The sequence below is a fragment of the Butyricicoccus porcorum genome, from assembly GCF_051246315.1.
Lineage (GTDB): Bacteria > Bacillota > Clostridia > Oscillospirales > Butyricicoccaceae > Butyricicoccus_A > Butyricicoccus_A porcorum.
In genome coordinates this window covers 1,212,083-1,231,774 of sequence record NZ_CP178353.1, presented here as the reverse complement: position 1 = coordinate 1,231,774, position 19,692 = coordinate 1,212,083, and the positions used below count along the sequence as shown (strand labels likewise).

The 19,692-nt window shown below is 55.8% G+C and carries 17 protein-coding genes; 8 read left to right on the top strand and 9 right to left on the bottom strand.

Features of this window, described 5'->3' with window-relative positions; genetic code table 11:
• Positions 1 to 43: 43 nt before the first annotated feature.
• Positions 44 to 1,549, bottom strand: a complete 1,506-nt coding sequence (locus ACLM7Z_RS05865) for a YifB family Mg chelatase-like AAA ATPase (RefSeq protein WP_087018855.1) — start codon at positions 1,547 to 1,549, stop codon at positions 44 to 46.
• 407 nt (positions 1,550 to 1,956) lie between these two features.
• On the opposite strand from ACLM7Z_RS05865, the gene nifJ reads away from it, so the two are divergent.
• Positions 1,957 to 5,505, top strand: coding sequence for a pyruvate:ferredoxin (flavodoxin) oxidoreductase (nifJ, locus tag ACLM7Z_RS05860; protein ID WP_087018857.1), 3,549 nt, complete (start codon positions 1,957 to 1,959; stop codon positions 5,503 to 5,505).
• A 368-nt stretch (positions 5,506 to 5,873) separates the two neighbouring features.
• Positions 5,874 to 6,974 carry an MGDG synthase family glycosyltransferase gene (locus tag ACLM7Z_RS05855; RefSeq protein WP_087018859.1) on the top strand — a complete coding sequence of 367 codons (1,101 nt, stop codon included), beginning with the start codon at positions 5,874 to 5,876 and terminating at the stop codon, positions 6,972 to 6,974.
• A gap of 96 nt (positions 6,975 to 7,070) precedes the next feature.
• Here the strand turns inward: ACLM7Z_RS05855 and ACLM7Z_RS05850 are convergent, their stop codons facing one another.
• On the bottom strand, positions 7,071 to 8,321 hold the full coding sequence (locus ACLM7Z_RS05850; RefSeq protein ID WP_435645680.1) for an IS110 family transposase: 1,251 nt from the start codon (positions 8,319 to 8,321) through the stop codon (positions 7,071 to 7,073).
• A gap of 273 nt (positions 8,322 to 8,594) precedes the next feature.
• On the opposite strand from ACLM7Z_RS05850, the gene ACLM7Z_RS05845 reads away from it, so the two are divergent.
• The 4 genes from ACLM7Z_RS05845 to ACLM7Z_RS05830 all read left to right on the top strand — a co-directional run bounded on the left by ACLM7Z_RS05845 (position 8,595) and on the right by ACLM7Z_RS05830 (position 11,332).
• A complete protein-coding gene (locus ACLM7Z_RS05845) occupies positions 8,595 to 9,029 on the top strand; it encodes a helix-turn-helix domain-containing protein (protein ID WP_087018087.1) in 435 nt (144 codons plus the stop codon).
• Positions 8,932 to 9,522 (top strand): IS630 family transposase, encoded by a 591-nt coding sequence (locus ACLM7Z_RS05840; protein WP_435645463.1) that lies wholly within the window; start codon positions 8,932 to 8,934, stop codon positions 9,520 to 9,522. The genes ACLM7Z_RS05845 and ACLM7Z_RS05840 overlap by 98 nt, the downstream gene beginning before the upstream one ends.
• Positions 9,523 to 9,618: 96 nt before the next feature.
• Positions 9,619 to 10,302 carry a polysaccharide deacetylase family protein gene (locus tag ACLM7Z_RS05835; protein ID WP_087018861.1) on the top strand — a complete coding sequence of 228 codons (684 nt, stop codon included), beginning with the start codon at positions 9,619 to 9,621 and terminating at the stop codon, positions 10,300 to 10,302.
• Entirely contained in the window at positions 10,292 to 11,332 is a 1,041-nt protein-coding gene (locus tag ACLM7Z_RS05830; RefSeq protein ID WP_435645679.1) for a lysylphosphatidylglycerol synthase transmembrane domain-containing protein, read from the top strand. The genes ACLM7Z_RS05835 and ACLM7Z_RS05830 overlap by 11 nt, the downstream gene beginning before the upstream one ends.
• A 41-nt stretch (positions 11,333 to 11,373) precedes the next feature.
• Here ACLM7Z_RS05830 and ACLM7Z_RS05825 read toward each other — a convergent pair whose 3' ends face one another.
• The 4 genes from ACLM7Z_RS05825 to ACLM7Z_RS05810 form a co-directional block, all read right to left on the bottom strand.
• The gene (locus ACLM7Z_RS05825) at positions 11,374 to 12,312 is read right to left on the bottom strand and encodes a 1-phosphofructokinase family hexose kinase (RefSeq protein WP_087018865.1); all 939 of its coding nucleotides are present in this window, start codon (positions 12,310 to 12,312) and stop codon (positions 11,374 to 11,376) included.
• A 212-nt stretch (positions 12,313 to 12,524) separates the two neighbouring features.
• On the bottom strand, positions 12,525 to 12,965 hold the full coding sequence (locus tag ACLM7Z_RS05820; RefSeq protein WP_087018867.1) for a HEPN domain-containing protein: 441 nt from the start codon (positions 12,963 to 12,965) through the stop codon (positions 12,525 to 12,527).
• Positions 12,937 to 13,248: a hypothetical protein gene (locus ACLM7Z_RS05815; RefSeq protein WP_087018869.1), complete on the bottom strand. Its 312-nt coding sequence runs from the start codon at positions 13,246 to 13,248 to the stop codon at positions 12,937 to 12,939. Before ACLM7Z_RS05815 ends, ACLM7Z_RS05820 begins: the two co-directional genes overlap by 29 nt.
• 22 nt (positions 13,249 to 13,270) lie before the next feature.
• Complete coding sequence (locus ACLM7Z_RS05810) at positions 13,271 to 13,993, bottom strand: acyl-ACP thioesterase domain-containing protein (RefSeq protein WP_273349569.1); 723 nt, start codon at positions 13,991 to 13,993, stop codon at positions 13,271 to 13,273.
• A 157-nt stretch (positions 13,994 to 14,150) separates the two neighbouring features.
• On the opposite strand from ACLM7Z_RS05810, the gene ACLM7Z_RS05805 reads away from it, so the two are divergent.
• Together ACLM7Z_RS05805 and ACLM7Z_RS05800 are read left to right on the top strand one after the other, a co-directional pair.
• A complete protein-coding gene (locus ACLM7Z_RS05805) occupies positions 14,151 to 14,642 on the top strand; it encodes a GNAT family N-acetyltransferase (protein WP_087018871.1) in 492 nt (163 codons plus the stop codon).
• Between the two features lie 48 nt (positions 14,643 to 14,690).
• On the top strand, positions 14,691 to 16,010 hold the full coding sequence (locus ACLM7Z_RS05800; RefSeq protein ID WP_435645678.1) for a glycoside hydrolase family 10 protein: 1,320 nt from the start codon (positions 14,691 to 14,693) through the stop codon (positions 16,008 to 16,010).
• Positions 16,011 to 16,065: 55 nt separating this feature from the next.
• On the opposite strand, the gene arcC is transcribed toward ACLM7Z_RS05800, so the two are convergent.
• From arcC to ACLM7Z_RS05785, 3 genes are all read right to left on the bottom strand, one after another.
• A complete protein-coding gene (arcC, locus tag ACLM7Z_RS05795; protein WP_087018875.1) occupies positions 16,066 to 17,010 on the bottom strand; it encodes a carbamate kinase in 945 nt (314 codons plus the stop codon).
• 98 nt (positions 17,011 to 17,108) lie between these two features.
• Complete coding sequence (gene ygeW / locus ACLM7Z_RS05790) at positions 17,109 to 18,302, bottom strand: knotted carbamoyltransferase YgeW (RefSeq protein ID WP_087018877.1); 1,194 nt, start codon at positions 18,300 to 18,302, stop codon at positions 17,109 to 17,111.
• A gap of 21 nt (positions 18,303 to 18,323) precedes the next feature.
• Positions 18,324 to 19,643 carry a YgeY family selenium metabolism-linked hydrolase gene (locus tag ACLM7Z_RS05785; protein ID WP_435645677.1) on the bottom strand — a complete coding sequence of 440 codons (1,320 nt, stop codon included), beginning with the start codon at positions 19,641 to 19,643 and terminating at the stop codon, positions 18,324 to 18,326.
• Between the last annotated feature and the right edge of the window lie 49 nt (positions 19,644 to 19,692).

Genomic DNA, 19,692 nt, shown 5'->3' with positions numbered 1-19,692 from the left:
TCTCTTTCCTCTCATTCAAATTTTCCTGTCTTCAGGGCATCACTCACCGGAACCGATACTGAATCGCCTCCGCGATGTGCGCAGCAGAGATGTGCTCTTCCCCGGCGAGGTCGGCAATGGTGCGCGCCAGGCGCAGCACGCGGTCATAGCTGCGCGCCGTCATGCCGAGCCGTTCAAATGCCGCATCCATCAGCTTCTGTCCGGCTTCATCCAGTCGGCAAAACTCTGCCAGCTGTGCCGGGCGCATGTCCGCATTGCATGTAACCCCGGTTCCCCGATAGCGCGCCAGCTGGCGCTCCCGCGCCGCGACAACGCGTGCACGGATGTCTGCCGAACACTCCGCAGGCTTGCGCTCAGACAGATCTTTGAGCGGAACCGGACGCACATCCATTTGAATATCAATGCGGTCGAGCAGCGGGCCGGATATTTTTTTGCGGTATTCACGCACCTCATGCGGCGTACAGCGGCACCGCCCGGATGGATGCCCATACCATCCGCACTTGCACGGGTTCATCGCGCAAATCAGCATAAATTTTGCCGGATAGGTCACGCGCCCCGCAGTGCGGACGATGGAAACTGTCCCGTCCTCCAGCGGCTGGCGCAGTACCTCCAGCGCATCCTTGCGGAACTCCGGCAGCTCATCGAGAAACAGTACGCCATTGTGCGCGAGGCTGAGCTCACCGGGCATGGGGAGCCCCATGCCGCCGCCTGCAATGCCTGCGGCGCTCGTCGTATGATGCGGCGACCGGATCGGGCGCAGATCGCTGCGCGCCGCCTTTGCACCTTCCCCGATGACAGAATAGATGCGCACGACATCCAGCTTCTCCTCCGGCGTCATCGGCGGCAGGATGGTGCCGATGCGCTTTGCCATCATACTCTTGCCCGAACCGGGCGTGCCGCACAACAACATGTTATGCCCGCCTGCCGCCGCGATTTCCATCGCGCGCTTGACATTTTCCTGCCCCATGACATCGGAGAAATCGGGCATACCGGCGTGTTCCTCCGGTTTCTCCGGCTTTCCGTCGTAGGGCTGCATGCGGTTTTTCCCCGACAGGTGGTCCAGAATCTCCTGTGTATGCTTTGCCGCATAGATGGTCAGAGCACCCGCAAGCGAGGCTTCTTCCGCATTTTCCTCCGGCACAAACAGGCATGTTTTGCCGGAATCACGCACCGCCATCGCCATCGAAAGCGCACCGCGCACCGGGCGCAGCGCCCCATTCAGGCTCATCTCCCCGATGAACACACAGTCCTCTGGCAGCGGCTCAATCTGTCCGAGTGCGGCCATCAGCCCAAGGAACACCGGCAGATCATATACTGCTCCCTCTTTCTTTCGGTCAGCGGGCGCAAGGTTGACTGTTTTGCGGCAGGGCGGAACCGCAAGCCCCATGCTGCGCGCCGCCGTTGTGACACGCTCCTTTGCTTCGCGTACCGCCGCACCCGGCAGTCCGACGATATCAAACGCCGGCAAACCGTTGGCAACCCCGCACTCTACTGTCACCAGATATCCTTCTATGCCATAAATCCCCGCAGAAAATGCCGTCGCAATCATCGCTGATGCTCCTTTTCTTTCCCAATTTTCCGGTACAATTTGCATCCATTTTACCGCATTCCGACCTGAATGGCAATCATTGCCTGCACTGGTTTCCTGTATTTGGTTCAAATTTATCATAATATTACCAGCACAGCACAATGAATGATATTTTCTGAGTTTTTCCAAGTTTTTTTGTGTCATTTGCGTAAATTCTTTCGGTTTTCTGTTTACAGCCGTATTTTTTTTTGTTAAAATAGACAAGGTTGAAGGGCGTTGCAAACGGCAACCCCCTCTCTGACCCCTTCTGTTTCGCCACAGTCAGCCCACTCCTGATTGTCCCGAAGCGAAAGCAACCGTCTGCGGTTTCGAGCAAAGATCGCATTACGGTTTCGCAGAAAAAAAAATATAGGAGGAACTATTGAATCATGGCAAGAAAAATGAAATCCATGGACGGCAATACCGCCGCTGCTCATGTATCCTATGCGTTTACTGAAGTAGCCGGTATCTATCCGATCACCCCGTCCAGCCCGATGGCCGACAACGTTGACCAGTGGGCTGCTGCCGGCAGAAAGAACATCTTCGGCACCACAGTTAAGGTCGTCGAGATGGAATCCGAGGCCGGTGCCTCCGGTACTGTACACGGCTCTCTGGCAGCCGGTGCACTGACCACCACTTACACCGCATCCCAGGGCCTGCTGCTGATGATCCCGAACATGTACAAGATCGCCGGCGAGCTGCTGCCCTGCGTTTTCCATGTTTCCGCACGTACCGTTGCAACCCATGCGCTGAACATCTTCGGCGACCACTCCGACGTCATGGCATGTCGTCAGACCGGCTTTGCAATGCTGTGTGAAACCAACCCGCAGGAAGTTATGGATCTCTCCGCTGTTGCTCACTGCGCAACCATCGAGAGCCGTGTTCCGTTCATCAACTTCTTCGACGGCTTCCGCACCTCCCACGAGATCCAGAAGATCGCTGTCTGGGATTACGACGACCTGGCTGATATGGTCGACATGGACGCGGTTGCTGCATTCCGCAAGCGCGCGCTGAACCCGGAGCGCCCGGTTATGCGCGGCTCCCACGAAAACGGCGACGTTTTCTTCCAGCATCGTGAGGCCTGCAACAAGTACTACGAGGCTGTTCCGGCAATTGTCGAGAAGTACATGGACAAGGTCAACGAGAAGCTGGGCACCGACTACAAGCTGTTCAACTACTACGGCGCACCGGATGCTGAGCGCATTATCATCGCAATGGGCTCCATCTGCGACGTCGCAGAAGAAGTTATCGATTACCTCACCGCACAGGGAGAGAAGGTCGGCCTCGTCAAGGTTCGCCTGTTCCGTCCGTTCCGCGCGGACAAGCTGATTGAGGCGATTCCGGCAACTGCCAAGAAGATCGCAGTCCTCGACCGCACCAAGGAGCCGGGCTCCCTGGGCGAGCCGCTCTATCAGGACGTTGTCACCGCTCTGGCAAACGCAGGCATCTCTGCTACCATCACCGGCGGCCGCTACGGCCTGGGCTCCAAGGACACGCCTCCGTCCAGCGTATTCGCAGTATACGAAGAGCTGGCAAAGGATGAGCCGAAGAAGCAGTTCACCATCGGCATCTCCGACGACGTTACCTACCTGTCCCTCGACGAGAAGCCGTCCCCGAACACCGCAGCAGAAGGCACCATCGAGTGCAAGTTCTGGGGTCTCGGCGGCGACGGTACCGTTGGTGCGAACAAGAACTCCATCAAGATCATCGGCGACAACACCGACAACTACGTACAGGCTTACTTCCAGTACGACTCCAAGAAGACCGGCGGCGTAACCGTATCTCACCTGCGCTTCGGTGCAAAGCCGATCAAGTCGCCTTACTACATCAACAAGGCTGACTTCGTCGCATGCCACAACCCGTCCTACGTTGTCAAGGGCTACAAGATGGTCAACGACGTTAAGCCGGGCGGCGTATTCCTGATTAACTGCCAGTGGACGCCGGAAGAGCTCAACGAGTACATGCCGGCTGAGGCGAAGCGCTACATCGCCAAGAACAACATCCAGCTGTACACCATCAACGCAATCGACCTGGCAATCCAGATCGGCATGGGCAAGCGCACCAACACCATCCTTCAGTCCGCATTCTTCTCTCTGGCCAAGGTAATGCCGGAAGAGACCGCAATCCAGCTGATGAAGGACGCTGCTACCCATTCCTACCTGAAGAAGGGCCAGGATATCGTAGATATGAACCACAAGGCAATCGAGCTGGGCGCTACCGCTTACGTCAAGATCGACGTACCGGCTGACTGGGCTGACGCTCCGGACGATGCTCCGGCTGCTGCTCCGGAAGGCCGTCCGGCAACCGTCAAGATGGTTACCGAGCTGCTCGATCCGATTGGCCGCATGGACGGCGACTCCCTGCCGGTATCCGCATTCAACGACTATGTTGACGGTACTTACCAGCACGGTGCTTCCGCTTACGAGAAGCGCGGCGTAGCCGTAACCGTTCCGTCCTGGGATGCAGAGAAGTGCGTACAGTGTAACCAGTGCGCATATGTCTGCCCGCATGCTACCATCCGTCCGTTCGCTCTGACCGCCGAAGAGGCTGCTGCTGCTCCGGCTGCTGCCAAGACCGCTCCGATCAAGGCTGGTAAGGGCAAGGACGTTTACACCTTTACGATGGCTGTTTCCCCGCTCGACTGCATGGGCTGTGCTGTCTGCGTCGGCGTCTGCCCGACCAAGGCTATCACCATGGTTCCGCAGCATGAGGAAGCTGCTCAGGCAGAGGTTTGGGATTACATGGTATCCAAGGTTGCTCCGAAGGCCGACATGGCAGACACCAAGACGGTCAAGGGCTCCCAGTTCAAGCAGCCGCTGCTTGAGTTCTCCGGTTCCTGCGCAGGCTGTGCAGAGACCTCGTATGCCCGCCTGATTACCCAGGTTTGCGGCGACAGAATGTATATCTCCAATGCGACCGGTTGTTCCTCCATCTGGGGCGGCCCGGCTGCTACTTCTCCGTACACCGTCAACAAGGAAGGCCACGGTCCGGCATGGGCGAACTCCCTGTTCGAGGACAACGCACAGCACGGTCTCGGCATGTACTACGGCCAGAAGGCAATCCGTGACCGCCTGATCTCCGACGTTGAGCAGATCGCTGCTGACGAGCGCTGCTCCGCTGAGCTGAAGGCTGCCATCGACGCATTCCTGGCTACCAAGGACAACGGCGCTGACAACGAGGCTCCGGCAAAGGCTCTGATCGCTGAGATCGAGAAGGCTGCTTCCTGCGGCTGCCCGCTGATGGCTGACGTTCTGGAAAACAAGGAATACCTGTCCAAGAAGTCCATCTGGATCTTCGGCGGCGACGGTTGGGCTTACGATATCGGCTTTGGCGGTCTGGATCACGTCCTCGCTTCCGGCCAGGATATCAACGTCATGGTATTCGATACCGAAGTTTACTCCAACACCGGCGGCCAGGCTTCCAAGGCTACCAACATCGGTGCTGTCGCTCAGTTCGCAGCTGCCGGTAAGGCAATCGCCAAGAAGTCCCTCGCAGAAATCGCAATGTCCTACGGCTACGTTTACGTTGCTCAGGTTGCGATGGGCGCAAACATGCAGCAGACCCTGAAGGCAATCGCTGAGGCTGAGGCATATCCGGGACCGTCTCTGGTTATCGGCTACGCTCCGTGTGAAATGCACTCCATCAAGGGCGGCATGACCAACTGCCAGTCCGAGATGAAGAAGGCTGTTGACTGCGGTTACTGGAACATGTTCCGCTTCGATCCGCAGCTGAAGGCACAGGGCAAGAACCCGTTCATCCTCGACTCCAAGGAGCCGAAGGAAGGCTATCAGAACTTCCTGATGGGCGAGGCTCGTTACTCCGCTCTGACCCGTTCCTTCCCGGAGCGCGCCAAGGAGCTGTTCGCAGAGTCCGAGAAGGAAGCTGCTGCACGCTATCAGCACCTGCTGGCTCTCCAGAAGATGTACGGCGGCGAATAATCCCGTTCATTTCATTCAATCAAATACCCGTTCCCGGCGGCATTTGCCGCCGGGAACTTTTTTGTCTGATTCTTAAAATTTTCTTACTCCCCTTGCATTTCTTCGTGTATTGTTGTATTATTGTATCAATATCTTAGTACAGTAATTCAGTCAATCTTTCCAAATTCTTTACTGCGGCCTTTCCCGTGCGCTTAACCTCTGTCTGGTATCGTTGCAATCAGATCGGGCAGAGGGTGATTCGCAACCAAGCCGCAACCGCTTCGACAGAATTTCGTAAGATATTTGCGCGGGCTGCCGCAAGAATTGTGCGGTATCCTGATACAAAACAGCGAAGGGAGGGAGTCAGGCAGCCGCGGCTGTCTGACAAAATGATGAAACACATTTTAATTTTAACCGGCCGCTTTGGCATGGGGCACTGCTGCGCAGCGGAAGCCGTTCGTCAGGAGCTTCTGACGGTCAACCCACAGGCGGAGGTGCAGATTGTCGATCTCGTGGACTACCTGTTCCCGCATCTCGGTGGAGCGATTTACCGCACGTTTGCGCACATGGTCAACCATTGCTCCGCCATGTATAATTTCCTGAACCGCGCAGCCGGGCGCTGCGGCATCCTGCCGATGAAAGCAGTCATCGCGCAAAAAATCGACCGTCTGTTGCTGGAATATCATGCGGATATCGTGGTTTCCACGCTCCCGATCTGCTCGCAGTGCATCTCCGCCTACAAGCAGTTGCGCGGCGCGGACATCCCGCTTTACACCTATATCACCGACATCGGCGCACAGGACGAATGGATTGTCCCGCACACCGACGCGTATTTTGTCGGCGCAGCGGAAACAAAGGCGGAACTGATGGAAAAAGGTGTGCCCACCGCTTGCATCCATATTTGCGGCATTCCCGTCCGGCGCGATTTCCTCCATCCATCTGAGGCTGTGCGCACTTCCGGCAGGCAAGCGGAGCTGCTGGTGATGGGTGGCGGTCTGGGGCTGCTCCCATCGTCTGACGCATTTCTGTCCGCGCTCAGCAAAGTGGAAGGTGTCCATCTGACTGTCATCACCGGCAAAAACAAGGTGCTTTACACGCGCCTGCGCGACCAGTATCCCGGCATCACGGTCGTGGGCTACACCGACCGCGTCGCGGATTATATGCGCCGCGCCGACCTGTTACTCACAAAATCCGGCGGCATCACGACGTTTGAAGCAATCCACTGCGGCACGCCGCTGTATATCATCCAGCCATTCCTCATGCAGGAAATCCGCAACGCGCAGTACATCGAACGAGAGGAGCTTGGACGCGTGCTGTGGATACAGCCGGATGACATCGCGCACGACATTCTTTCCCTGCTGCACGATGAGGTACGGCTGTCCGCGATGAAGCGAAACATGTCACAGCTGCGGGACAATCTGGAAGAAATCTGTCCTGCCGCATATTATGGAGAGCCTGCAAATAAAAAGTCAAGCCCAAATTGGACTTGACGAAAGAAAATTTTGCAGGCGGCAGGTAACTGCAAAAGGGCACGACAAAAAGGCCACCGTGAAACCGCTGGCCTGCAATGTCGGGGTGTTTGGCTGTCAGTTGGTCTGGTTTAGACCGGTGGAATCCATATCTACCGGCGGTAGATCGTCCAAGGTGGCGAGGTAATCTCTCACCTTTGCGTAGTACCGCCGCAGGAACTTGTTCGCACCGGCTGTCATGTAGACATAGAAGGGCTTGCCCTCGGCTCGCTTGCGGTCAAGGAACTGGTACACAGGCTCCTCGGCTGGCGAGCATCTGAGATAGATTCCCATGATGTTGAACAGCGTCTTGCGAAGATACGGCGAGCCGCGTTTCGAGGAACGGTTGCTGCGCACATTCTTGTCGCCGGACTGGTTCGGCATAGGGTCAACACTGGCAAACGCGATCAGAGACTTCTTCTGCTCAAAGCGGCGCACATCGCCAATCTCTGCCATCAGCTGGGGCCCCAGAGACTCGCCTACGCCGTATAGTTCCATGACGACTGGGTATTCCGGCAGCAGGGAAGCCAGACGGTTCATCTCGGCGCGGTAGGTCTCCACAGAACGAGAGATACTGGTCAGTTGGTTCGCAGCCTCCTGCACCAGCAGCTTCGTGGTTTCGGACGACGACACCAGCACCACGGCAGACTTGGCGAGGGTGTAAACTTCTTCAGCGTTGCTTTGCTTGAAAATGTAGCCGTGCCGTTTGCACCATTTCCGGTAACGCTCGGAAAAGGCGTTCAGGCTGTGTCTGCGGACGCAGTCCACGTGCCAAAAGGCGTAGGTGAAATCCACCCACTTCTGCGTACCGTCCCTGCGGACCGGGCTGTCAAAGCATTTGCGGATGCCGGGGAAGGACTGTTCCTGTAGGGCGATCAGGTTGTTGGCGGTTGCGGTTTTCTGCTTACTGGCCAGCTGAAACTGGCGGTTCAGCGTTTTCAGGTCATAACGAATCGTATCCATGGGAGTATAATCCCGCAGATCCGCCCAGTTGTCAAGGGCATAGCGGGCAATCTTCACAGCGTCTGCCTTATCGGTCTTGACCCTGCGCAGAGAATTGCCGCCGTACTCCCGGATGAGCAGCGGATTGACCGCGCTGACGTACAGGCCTGCTTCGTGCAGCACATTGGCCACCGGCTCGTAGTAGCGGCCGGTGTGCTCCATGACGACCCGCGTCTCGCCATCAAGCGTCTTGAGCTGCCGGGCAAGATCAAGCAGTGCTTCGGCGCTGTGGCCCACCTCAAACGGAACCTTTACAACCTCGCCAAACGGACGGAGCACGGCCACCGTACTTTTTCTGCTGGAAACATCAATACCTGCTGCGTTCATAAGAATCACTCCCGTTTAGAATTTGCAATGGACAAATGCCATCCTTTTCCCATTGCCGATTCCATCTGTTTGATGACGCGAACGCTCAGGCTCTACCTGCACAAATCGAACGCTGCGAATGAGAGGATGGCTGACTGACTTTCTCACGGACGTGAAAGCCCTTGGAGGCAAAGGTCAGACCATTACCTCTTCATTCTAACAGCTTATAGCAATCCAAATAAATAGTGCACTCTCTTGACAAAGGTATTATGATTAAATCAAGAGGTGATTATTATGTTGCACAACGAAGCCAGAAAATTGTTGATTGAAGCATGGAATAGAACGCATAATGCAAAAGAAGTAGCAGAATGTTTTGGTGTAAATACAAGCACAGTCTACCGTTTGGTAAAGCGGATGAGAGAGACCGGTTCTGTTGAAACGAGGACTTCCCTGCGTGGACGCAAACCTTCTCTGAGCCGGAAAGATATTCAGAATATTGACTGTTTGATCCAGCAACAGCCGGATATTACAATTAATGAGATTATTGATACACTCCAACTCCATGTAAGTGATGAAACGGTACGTAAAACAATTTTGAAGCTTGGATATGTCTATAAAAAGAAGTCTCTGCATGCTTCGGAACAGGAGCGTCCCCGATGTACAGCAAAAACGGAAAAATTGGGAGCAGCTTATACCGGAGAACGCCGCAAACAGCCTGGTATTTCTTGATGAAAGCGGAGTCAACACAAATATGACAAGGCATTATGCCCGTGCCCGGAAAGAAAGACGAGCAATTGACAGCACTCCTGTCAATACGCCGGCCAATACTACTATTTTGTCTTCTGTCCGCATTACCGGAGAGACTGCATATACAATCTATCAAGGTGGAACGACAGCAGAACGTTTTGCGGAATATCTGAGCTCTACTCTTCTGCCAACGCTGTCTGAAACAGATATCATTGTAATGGATAATATGCGTTCTCATCATGCAAAGATTGTAAAAGAGCTATTGGATAGGGCCGGCGTCCGGTATCTGTATCTGCCGCCATACAGTCCCGATCTGAATCCAATTGAGAAGATGTGGTCAAAACTCAAGGCCAATCTCAGAAAGCAGAAGATACGTATTGCAGCACAACTTCCTGAGGCAATTAAGCGGGCATTTTCTACTATTCGCCAATCCGATTGCTTTGGTTGGTTTCGTTCATGTGGCTATGTGCAGTAATTCGTTGGATTGCTATAGGCAACGAGATGTCCCATGCCTATGGCTGGCTGCCATATATCAAGGGGCAAATTTATAGTAACAGGAGGCAACGGTATCATGAAAAAATATGTTCTCGGCGCACTGGGTACGGCAGCACTGTGTTACAGCATTGTTCCGACCTATGGCGGCAAGCTGCTGCACCGATTGCGCCGCCCGGAGCCGGACGACACACTGTATCTGACCTTCGACGACGGTCCTGACCCGGTTTATACACCGCAGCTGCTCGACCTGCTCTCGGAATATGGCATCCACGCGAGCTTTTTCGTTGTCGCACAGTCCGCACAGCGTAACCCCGGCCTGATCGCCCGCATGAAACGCGAAGGACATCTGATCGGGCTGCATTCCCTTCAACACAAAAACGGGATGCTCCAGCCGCCCATCTCGGCATGCCGCGACTTTGTACATGCTGCCTGCATCATGCAGCAGCTCGGCGCACCGGCCTTTTATTACCGCGCGCCGTGGGGACACTGGAATCTCGCCTGCCTCGCAGAGCTGTACAGCTATGGTATGAAGCCGGTGCTGTGGGATGTCATGGCACAGGACTGGCGCGGCGATACAACAGCGAAGGAAATCGCACAAAAGCTGCGCCGCCGCACCTGTGGCGGCAGCATCCTCTGCCTGCACGACGGACGCGGCAAAAATGATGCGCCTGCACGCACCATTGCCGCGCTGCACGACGTCCTGCCCGACTGGCTGGATGCGGGCTTCCGCTTCGATACGGTGGATCACTATGAACACTAAACGCTCTCCCAAGCGCCTGCTGGCGCACATCGCTCTGTTCATCGGGCTGATTGCCCTGACCTTTTTCATCCTGCTGCGCGGGCAGAACCTCTCTGAACTGCTCGCTGTCCTGCGCGGTGTCCGGATGCGCTGGCTTGCGCTCGCCGCAGGCTGCATGTGCGTGTTCCTGCTGTGCGAGGCGGTAAATCTGCGCGGCTGTTTGCAGCTGTTCGGCTGCCGCTGCACGGTGCCGCAGGCAATCCGCTATGCGCTGACCGGCTTTTTTTTCAGTTCGGTCACGCCATCTGCGAGCGGCGGACAGCCCATGCAGCTGTATGCGATGCACCGCGACCGCATTCCGGTCTCACATGGCACGCTCGCACTGCTCACGCAGTTTTCCTCCTTCCAGACGATAACCGTCACCTTCGCGGCCGCCGGATTTGTCCTGCAATACGCGCTTTTGTCGGAAGAAGTGGGTCGCTTTCGCTGGCTGTTCGCACTCGGTGCCGCTGCCAACGTCGTGCTGCTGCTCATCACGCTGACGGCAATTTTTTCCCGACGGCTGTCTCATTCGCTGATCCGCGCGGCTTGCGGCATCCTGCACGCGCTGCACATCAAAAAAGCCGCTGCCATCGAGCAGCAGCTGACAAGCCAGCTCGCACTGTACCAGCGCAGCGCGGCATATCTCCGGCAAAATCGCTCCGCCCTGCTGGGCGTGCTCACAGTGACTGCCGTACAGATTGCGGCGTTTTACAGCATTCCCTATCTGGTATATTTGTCACTCGGACTGCCGCTATGTTCATTCTGGATGGTTCTCTCGCTCCAGGCAGTGCTGCATATATCCGTTTCCTCGCTGCCGCTTCCGGGTGCGGTCGGCGCGAGTGAAGGCGCGTTCCTGCTGCTGTTCCGCTCCGTATTTCCGGCAGCGGCGCTGCACGACGCGATGCTGCTCAGCCGCGGTGTGAGCTTTTACCTGTTCGTCGCGCTCAGCGGCCTGTACATTGCCGTCTGGTCGCTCTTCGGGCAAAAAAAGAACAGCGAACCCGGCTGACATGCAGCCGGTTCGCTGTTTTTTCCTCTGTTTGTTATGTGTTACATGGTATAAACCTTGATGGTTTCATATACCCCGTAGGCTTCCTTCATGGTTGCCATCTGGGTGCCGGGCAGCTTTGCGGATGCCGTGCCCATGGCGACGGCGAACTTGGCAAGCTCCTCGTTAGACATGCCCTGGTTGTACGCATGTGCAATCGCGCCGACCATTGCATCGCCGGAGCCGACCGCACTCTTATCCGCCGGGCCTGCATCTGCCACCATGTACAAAGGTGTTTCATTCGGGAAGACGAAAATCGCGCCGTTCGGGCCGAGCGATGCACAGATTGTCTGTGCGCCCTGCTCCCGCAGCGGCAGGACATGCTCCAGCGCCTCCTCCGGATCATGCGTGCGCGGCAAACCGGTCAGCTTGGCAAGCTCGGTCGTATTCGGCTTGATGAAATCCGGCTTGCACGGCAGGACGCTGCTCAGCGTTGCGCCGTCGCAGTCGACCAGCAGCGGGCAGCCCGCCTTTTTGATAATCTTGATGATTTTGAGATACTGCTTGAGCTTCATTCCGGGCGGGACACGGCCGCACAGAACGAACAGATTGTGTGGATCGAGGTACAGCTTGAGCTTCTCGATAAAGCGCAGATAATCTTCATCTGTCACAACAGTACCCGGTTCATTGAGGTCAGTATGGCTGCCGTCCGGATGAACCAGCTGGGTATTGACACGGGTCTCACCCGCAACGTCGGTGAAATCGTGATGGATGCCGAGCGAAGTCAGGCCGTTTTTCAAGGAACGGCCATTGTTTCCGCCGGTAAAGCCCATTGCCACGCTCTCGCCGCCGAGCGCACGGATCGCTCTGGAGACATTGATGCCGCGTCCGCCAACCTCGACAAAGCTCTGAGAAACGCTGTTTACCGTTCCAAACTCGATGGGTTCGTCGATAATCAGCGTCCGGTCAATCGCTGGGTTCAGCGTTATGGTTATTATCATGGATAAACCCTCCTGCTTTCAGTAAAAAATGGACGCATGGTTTATCAGTGTTGTCCTACATTATATTTTACATAATTTCTGGTGCAATGTAAATGAAAACCTCAAAGATTTTTTGTTTCTTTCTGCTAAGATTGGCAACCGTCCCACAAGAGGCGACATACTCCGGCATCATCCTCCTGAAATCGATTTCTCCCACAATAGTGGTATATTTTTCAAGAAGTGATTTCGTGTGGTTCATCCTCTGTCTGATACAGTTCCTGCCGAATCATGTTGAACATATCCTCTGCCATCGTCAGAATGTTGTACACCTGTGTCTCCGTAATTTCAAACGGGAGGTCGGTTGGATATCGTGTTTCAATATAATAGTTGTTGAGCGCGGCACTCTCATCCAGATAATGAATGAACCGATCGTCACACATTGCCGCCTGCCGGCACAGGAAGGTCAGGTTATGCCCGTCAAAATGGCGCCCGGCGCGAAACAGCAGATAGCCCTTGAGGGCTTTCTCAATCGCCTGCTGGCAATGAAACGCCACTGCCATCGCATCCCCACCCCAGGTGAGCAGGATGCGCGCGCTTTGCAGATCGCTGAGTGCCTTTTCCAGCCATTTGTAATAATACCGGCTGTCAGTGCTCCCCTTTCGTCGTCTCGCCATACAGTATCGTTCCCTTCTTCTCAATTGCAGACGCATAGCTTCCTGCGTCCTTCCGCATGCTGACCCATTCGTCCGTGTTGTACAGCAAAAACTGAACCGGGAATGGCGCATTGACCTCCAGATACAGCTTGCGCAGCAGACTCTTTTTGTCGCACATCACGTCAACGATGATGCACAGGTTTGCCGATCGCATGTCGTGGCCTGCCATCTTTTCGCCGTACAGAATCACACGGCTCGGTCGGCAGTACCGGATTACTGTGTCGAGAACTTCCTTGAAATTCATGCCTGTCTCCCCCCTGTCCGGGTTAAAGTGCGGAAAAGACCACTTCCGACTGTACATTTTCCCTTTCGCCGTCAAACGCCGCCACGCAGAGTGCGCCGTCCGCACCTGTACCGCGTGCCAGCATGAGCTTTGTGCCACAGGTTGTCTCCGAGAGATAATTGACCTGCATCTGTGAAACCCAGCGCGTCTCATCATCCTCCAGTCCGAAGGCATCCGACAGGATATCCACCGCCTTGACGTTGTTCAGATGGTGATTGATATCGATGTCACTGTATCGCACAACACGGTCAAAACACGGCTGCAAATGCTCCGTATGAATCGCCTTGAGCATCTCCGGCTCGCCGACAATCTGATCTTCAAACGAGATATCCAGCGCCTTCGGGCGCAGCAAGCGATGGGTTTCCATGTTGACAATCGCCCACATGGTCACCGCACTGCCGATTACGCCGTCCTGCGCCTCAAATGTAAAATCGCGGTACCACGACGCGCCCTTGATCTGACGCGGCCAGGTAGTCAGGCGCACGGTCTCATACGAATGCAGCGGGCGGGTTAACCGATATTTCAGGCGCGACAGCACCCAGAATCCATTGTGCGCCGCAACCTTTTCGGAAAGTCCCATCTCACCCGCATGACGTGTGGCGAGATCCTGCATAAAATCGATGACAGCGGACGGGCGTGCAATCCCCCGTCCATCAATATGCCCGATATCGAGCGCATATTCCTTAGACATCTGACACTGCGGCATCTGTCTTCTCCTCCCCGGCTGTGTTTTTTTATTACCTTTAGTATACCGCATTTGCGCCGGAAAGAAAAGATTTCTCCGCAAAATCCCCCTGTGTTCTGCGTTGTCGAACGCGGAAAATTGTGATAGACTGATAAACACAGAAAGGATGTGCATCATCATGGAACTGACCTTCCAGCAGGTTACTGACACAGAGATTGAGACACTCGCCGCACTGGCGGATGAAATCTGGCATGAATTTTTCCCCGGCATTATTTCCGACGCGCAGGTGGACTATATGGTTGAAAAATTCCAGTCCGCACCCGCTATGCGGCAGCAGATTGCGGAGGGCTACCGCTATTACCTCGTATATGCCGGCGCGGAGCTCATCGGCTACACCGGCGTACATCCAGAGGAGGAACTGCTGTTCCTGAGCAAGCTGTACCTCAAAAAACAGCACCGCGGCCATGGATATGGACGCAAAATGATCGAATTTGTCGCCGGTCTGGCGCGTGAGCTGGGAAAATCCGGTGTCTATCTGACTGTCAACCGCTACAACGAGAACACCATTGCGGTCTACCATGCAACCGGCTTTGAAACTGTGCGCACGCAGGTCGCTGACATCGGAAACGGCTATGTCATGGATGACTATGTCATGCAGCTTGCGGTATAATCCCACCCCTGTCCCGCGTAGGATAGACCGAGGACAGGAGGGTTGTCTATGAAAAAGCTGTTTGCACTGACAGTGCTGTTTCTCGTGCTCGTCGGCGGCATTGTGTGGTATTCGGACGGTTCCGCTGCACTGGAGCTGCCCAATCTGGAACAACTGACTGCAAAGCGGGAACAGGTGGAAGCGCAGGCCGGCAGTGCCGGGACAGAGGAAACCGGACAGGCTGATACCAAAACGAGTCTGCTCACTTCGCTGACCGAAACACGCGCCGTCTGGGTCGCGACAGCCTATGCCATCGACTACCCGTCCGCACCGACAACGGACGCGGACGAACTCAAAGCGCGCTGCAATGAAATCCTGGACGAAGCCGCAGCGGACGGCTGCAACACCGTGTATTTCCAGGTGCGCCCGGCAGCGGATGCGCTCTATCCATCCGAGCTGTTCCCATGGAGTCGGTATCTGACCGGTACCTGCGGCACAGCGCCGGAGGACGATTTTGACCCATTCGCTTACTGGACGGAACAGGCGCACACGCACGGTATGAAACTGGAAGCGTGGATCAATCCCTACCGCATCTGCGCCGGACAAAACGCGAAATCGGATTTTGACGCTCTGCCGGACACCCATCCCGCAAAGCAGCACCCAGACTGGGTCGTATCGTGCGATGGCGGCTATTACTTTGACCCGGGCATGTCCGAGGTGCGGCAGCTCATCTGCGACGGCGTCGAGGAAATTGTCAGACAGTACGATGTGGACGGCATCCAGTTTGACGATTACTTCTATCCCTCCACCGACTTTGCGGATGGGGAAACCTACGCCGCGAGCAACACGCAGCTGAGCCGCGCTGACTGGCGGCGTGACAACGTCAACCAGCTTGTGCAGGCGGTCGGCGAAACGGTACACAAAAAGGCGAAAAATCCCATCTGTATGTTCGGCATCAGCCCTTCGGGCATCTGGCGCAACAAGGGTGTGAACGCCTTCGGCGGCAGTGATACAAACGGCTATGAGCACTATACATCCTCTTATGCGGACTCGCTCACCTGGATTAAAAATGGCTGGATCGATTACATCTGTCCGCAGATTTACTGGGAAATCGGCGATACTGCCGCGGATTTCGACACGCTCGCGCACTGGTGGGCACAGCAGGTCGAGGGCACAGATGTCCGGCTGATCCTCGGTCTCGCGGCATACAAAATCGGCAGCACGGACTACACCGACACCTGGCGCACGGACGGCTGTGCGGAAATCGCGCGCCAACTCAGCCTTGTGCGCGAAATTGACGGTGTGGACGGCTGTGCCGTATTCAGCTACCGCAATCTGGAACAGACAGACGGGCTGTCCGAAACACTCAAACAGGCTTGGACGCAGTAAAAAACGAACCTCGCGGAGCTTCCGCGAGGTTCGTTTGCGTTTGTTTCCATTTTATCTATTCCATCCGGATTTTCGTGCCGGTGCGTCCCTCCAGCCCATCGCGCGCCTTGTCCAGCAGTGTAATCAGCGCTTCGCGGCCCGGTTTGCTGCTCGCAAACTGCACGGCTGCCTCGACCTTCGGCAGCATGGAGCCGGGAGCAAACTGTCCTTCCTCCATCAGCCGGTATGCCTCATCTACCGTGATGCGGTCGAGATTGCGCTGCTCCGGTTTGCCGAAATTGACAGCGACCTTTTCCACTGCCGTCAGGATGACGAGGGAATCCGCATCCAACTCCTTCGCCAGCAGTGCGGAAACCAGGTCTTTGTCGATAACGGCACTCGCACCGCTCAGATGGTTGCCGTTCTGGAAGACCGGAATCCCGCCGCCGCCACAGCAGATGACCAGCTCGCCGCAGTCTACCAGTGTGCGGATGGCGCCAATTTCCACAATTTCCTTCGGCATCGGGGATGCGACCACGCGTCGATACCCGCGTCCGGCATCTTCCTTTACGATATGCCCGAACCGGCGCGCCTGTTCTTCGGCGACTTCCCGGGTCATGAACTTTCCAATTGGCTTGGACGGGTTGTCAAACGCCGGATCGTCCTTGTCTACACGCACCTGTGTGACAACCGTGGAAACAGGCACACTGGTGATGTTCCGGTTGCGCAGCTCCTCGCGAATCGCATTCTGTAAATCATACCCGATGTACGCCTGGCTCATGGCAACACAAACGGAGAGCGGTGTATTCGGCTGCTCCGGGTCTTCACGCTCGAGCGCATACATCGCCTGGTTAATCATGCCGACCTGTGGGCCGTTTCCATGGGTCACAATGACCTGATAGCCCGCTTCAATCAGATCGACAATCGACTGTGAGGTGTGCTTCGCCGCCGCCATCTGTTCCGGCAGCGTATTGCCGAGGGCATTGCCGCCGAGGGCAATGACAATCTTCTTTCGATCCATGCGCAACATCCCCTTCCTGCTGTAGCATCAGCATATCGAAAGAAAAAAAGCCAATGGGAGCTGCTCCGCCCCCATTGGCACAGTTTTCCGGTAAAAACTCAGCCAAAGACGCGCTTTGTGCCGCGCTCTTCCAGCTTCTTCAGGATTTCCTGCGGGTTCTCAAACTTCGACAGGAAAATCATCGCTGCAATAATATAGGGCTTGAAGGATGCTTCCTTGTACAGCGGCGTGCGATAGCGGTCAAAGACAGACGCATCGACCTCGCCGGTCTCACAGGACACGCCGGAGATATCTGCCGGCAGGCAGTGCAGGTACAGTGCCTTGCCGTCGCGGGTGAGCTTCATCATATCCTCCGTACACGCCCAGTCCTTATGCTCGGCATTCTGCGCGAGCAACTCCTGCTCCAGTGCATCAATGCCCGCCTGATCGCCCTCGGCGTACAGTTTGGTACGCTTTTCCATTGCGGCAAACGGCGCCCAGGACTTCGGATAGACGATATCTGCATCCTTGAATGCCTCTGCCATGTCGTTGGTCTTGGTGAACGAACCGCCGGCCTTTGCAGCATTTGCCTTTGCGACCTCTTCGACCTCCGGCATGACCTCATAGCCCTCCGGATGTGCAAGGACAACGTCCATGCCGAACCGGGTCATCAGACCAATGACGCCCTGCGGGACGGACAGCGGCTTGCCATAAGACGGAGAATATGCCCAGGTCATCGCCAGCTTCTTGCCCTTCAGGTTCTCGACACCGCCGAACGCATGGATGATATGCAGCATATCTGCCATGCACTGCGTCGGGTGATCGATGTCGCACTGGAGGTTGACCAGCGTTGGGCGCTGCTCAAGAATGCCCTCGTCATGGCCTTCTTTTACGGCGTCAACAACATCATGCATGTATTTGTTGCCCTTTCCGATATACATGTCGTCACGGATGCCAATGACGTCCGCCATGAAGGAAATCATATTTGCGGTTTCGCGGACGGTCTCACCGTGTGCAATCTGCGACTTGCCCTCGTCCAGATCCTGTACCTCAAGACCCAGCAGATTGCAGGCAGAAGCAAAGGAGAACCGGGTGCGGGTGGAGTTGTCGCGGAAGAGGGAAATGCCCAGACCGGACTCAAAGACCTTGGTGGAGATGTTGTTCTCTCGCATGTAGCGCAACGCATCAGCAACGGTAAACACCGCTTCAATTTCGTCGTCCGTCTTTTCCCATGTCAGGAAAAAGTCGTTTTCATACATCTCCTTAAAGTTGAGCGCATTCAGCTTGTCGATATAGTCCTGTAACGTCTTCATCGTTCGTTTCTCCTCCGTTTTTTACTTCGTATTTTCGCAGTAAATGGTCGGAAGTGCCGCATAAACCGCTGCGCACTTGACCAGGTCTTCCTTCCAGGTGATCTCATTCGGCGCATGTGCCTGTGCCTCGGCGCCCGGGCCGAAGCCGATGCACGGAATGCCATTGCGTCCCATGATAGTGACGCCATTGGTGGAGAACGTCCACTTGTCGATCAGCGGGCGCGCCTTGCGCTCCGCGTCCACCGTACTGTCACCGCTGCGCTCCTCGCCGTACAAACCGGTGTACGCCTGCTTGAGCGACTGGGTAATCACGTCATTTTCCGGAATCGTCCAGGTCGGGAAATAGCACTCAATCGGGTAGACCAGACCGGTGTAGGACGGGCGGTCGTACTCATACATCGAAACCGTAACCGCATCTCCATACTTTTTGCAGGCCGGCAGATCGCGGATCTCCTGGAGGCAGGATTCCCATGTTTCACCCGCAGTCATGCGGCGGTCGAGCGAAACCGAGCACGAATCCGCAACTGCGCAACGGGACGGAGAGGTAAAGAAAATTTCCGATACGGTGACGGTGCCGCGGGTCAGGAAGCGCGCTTCCTCCCATTGGGGGTTGTATTTCGGATTGAGCATCTTGACCAGACCCTTGATCTCAGTCTCATCCGCATCATCGTTTTCATTGAGCGCGCGCACATCCTGTAAAATATCCGCCATCTTGTAAATCGCGTTGTCGCCGCGCTCCGGTGCGGAGCCGTGGCACGAAACACCGGTGACATCGACGCGGATTTCCATGCGTCCGCGGTGTCCGCGGTAAATGCCGCCGTCGGTCGGTTCCGTGGAGACAACAAATGCCGGACGAACGCCGTCTTCGCGGATGATGTACTGCCAGCACAGACCGTCGCAGTCCTCTTCCTGTACCGTGCCGGTGACGAGCACCGTGTACTGGTCATTCAGCATGCCGAGATCCTTCATAATCTTTGCACCGTAGACGGAGGAGACGATGCCGCCCATCTGGTCGGAGCCGCCGCGTCCGCCGATTTCGGTCTCATTTTCATAGCCTTCATACGGGTCAAATTTCCAGTTTTCCAGGTAGCCGATGCCGACGTTGTCGATATGTGCGTCAAACGCAATCAGCTTTTCGCCGCGGCCCATGTAGCCGAGCACATTGCCCTGCGGGTCAATCTCCACGCGGTCAAACCCAACCGTGCGCATTTCCTCCGCGATGCGGTCAATGTGACCCTTTTCCTGGCAGCTCTCGCCCGGGATTCGGATGAGATCGCGCAGGAACTTCGTCATGTCCTTTTCATATGCCTGTGCTGCCTGCCTGATCTTTTCAAATTCCATGATGAACCTCCCCATATAATTGTTGCATTCCCTATTGTATGTATCAAAC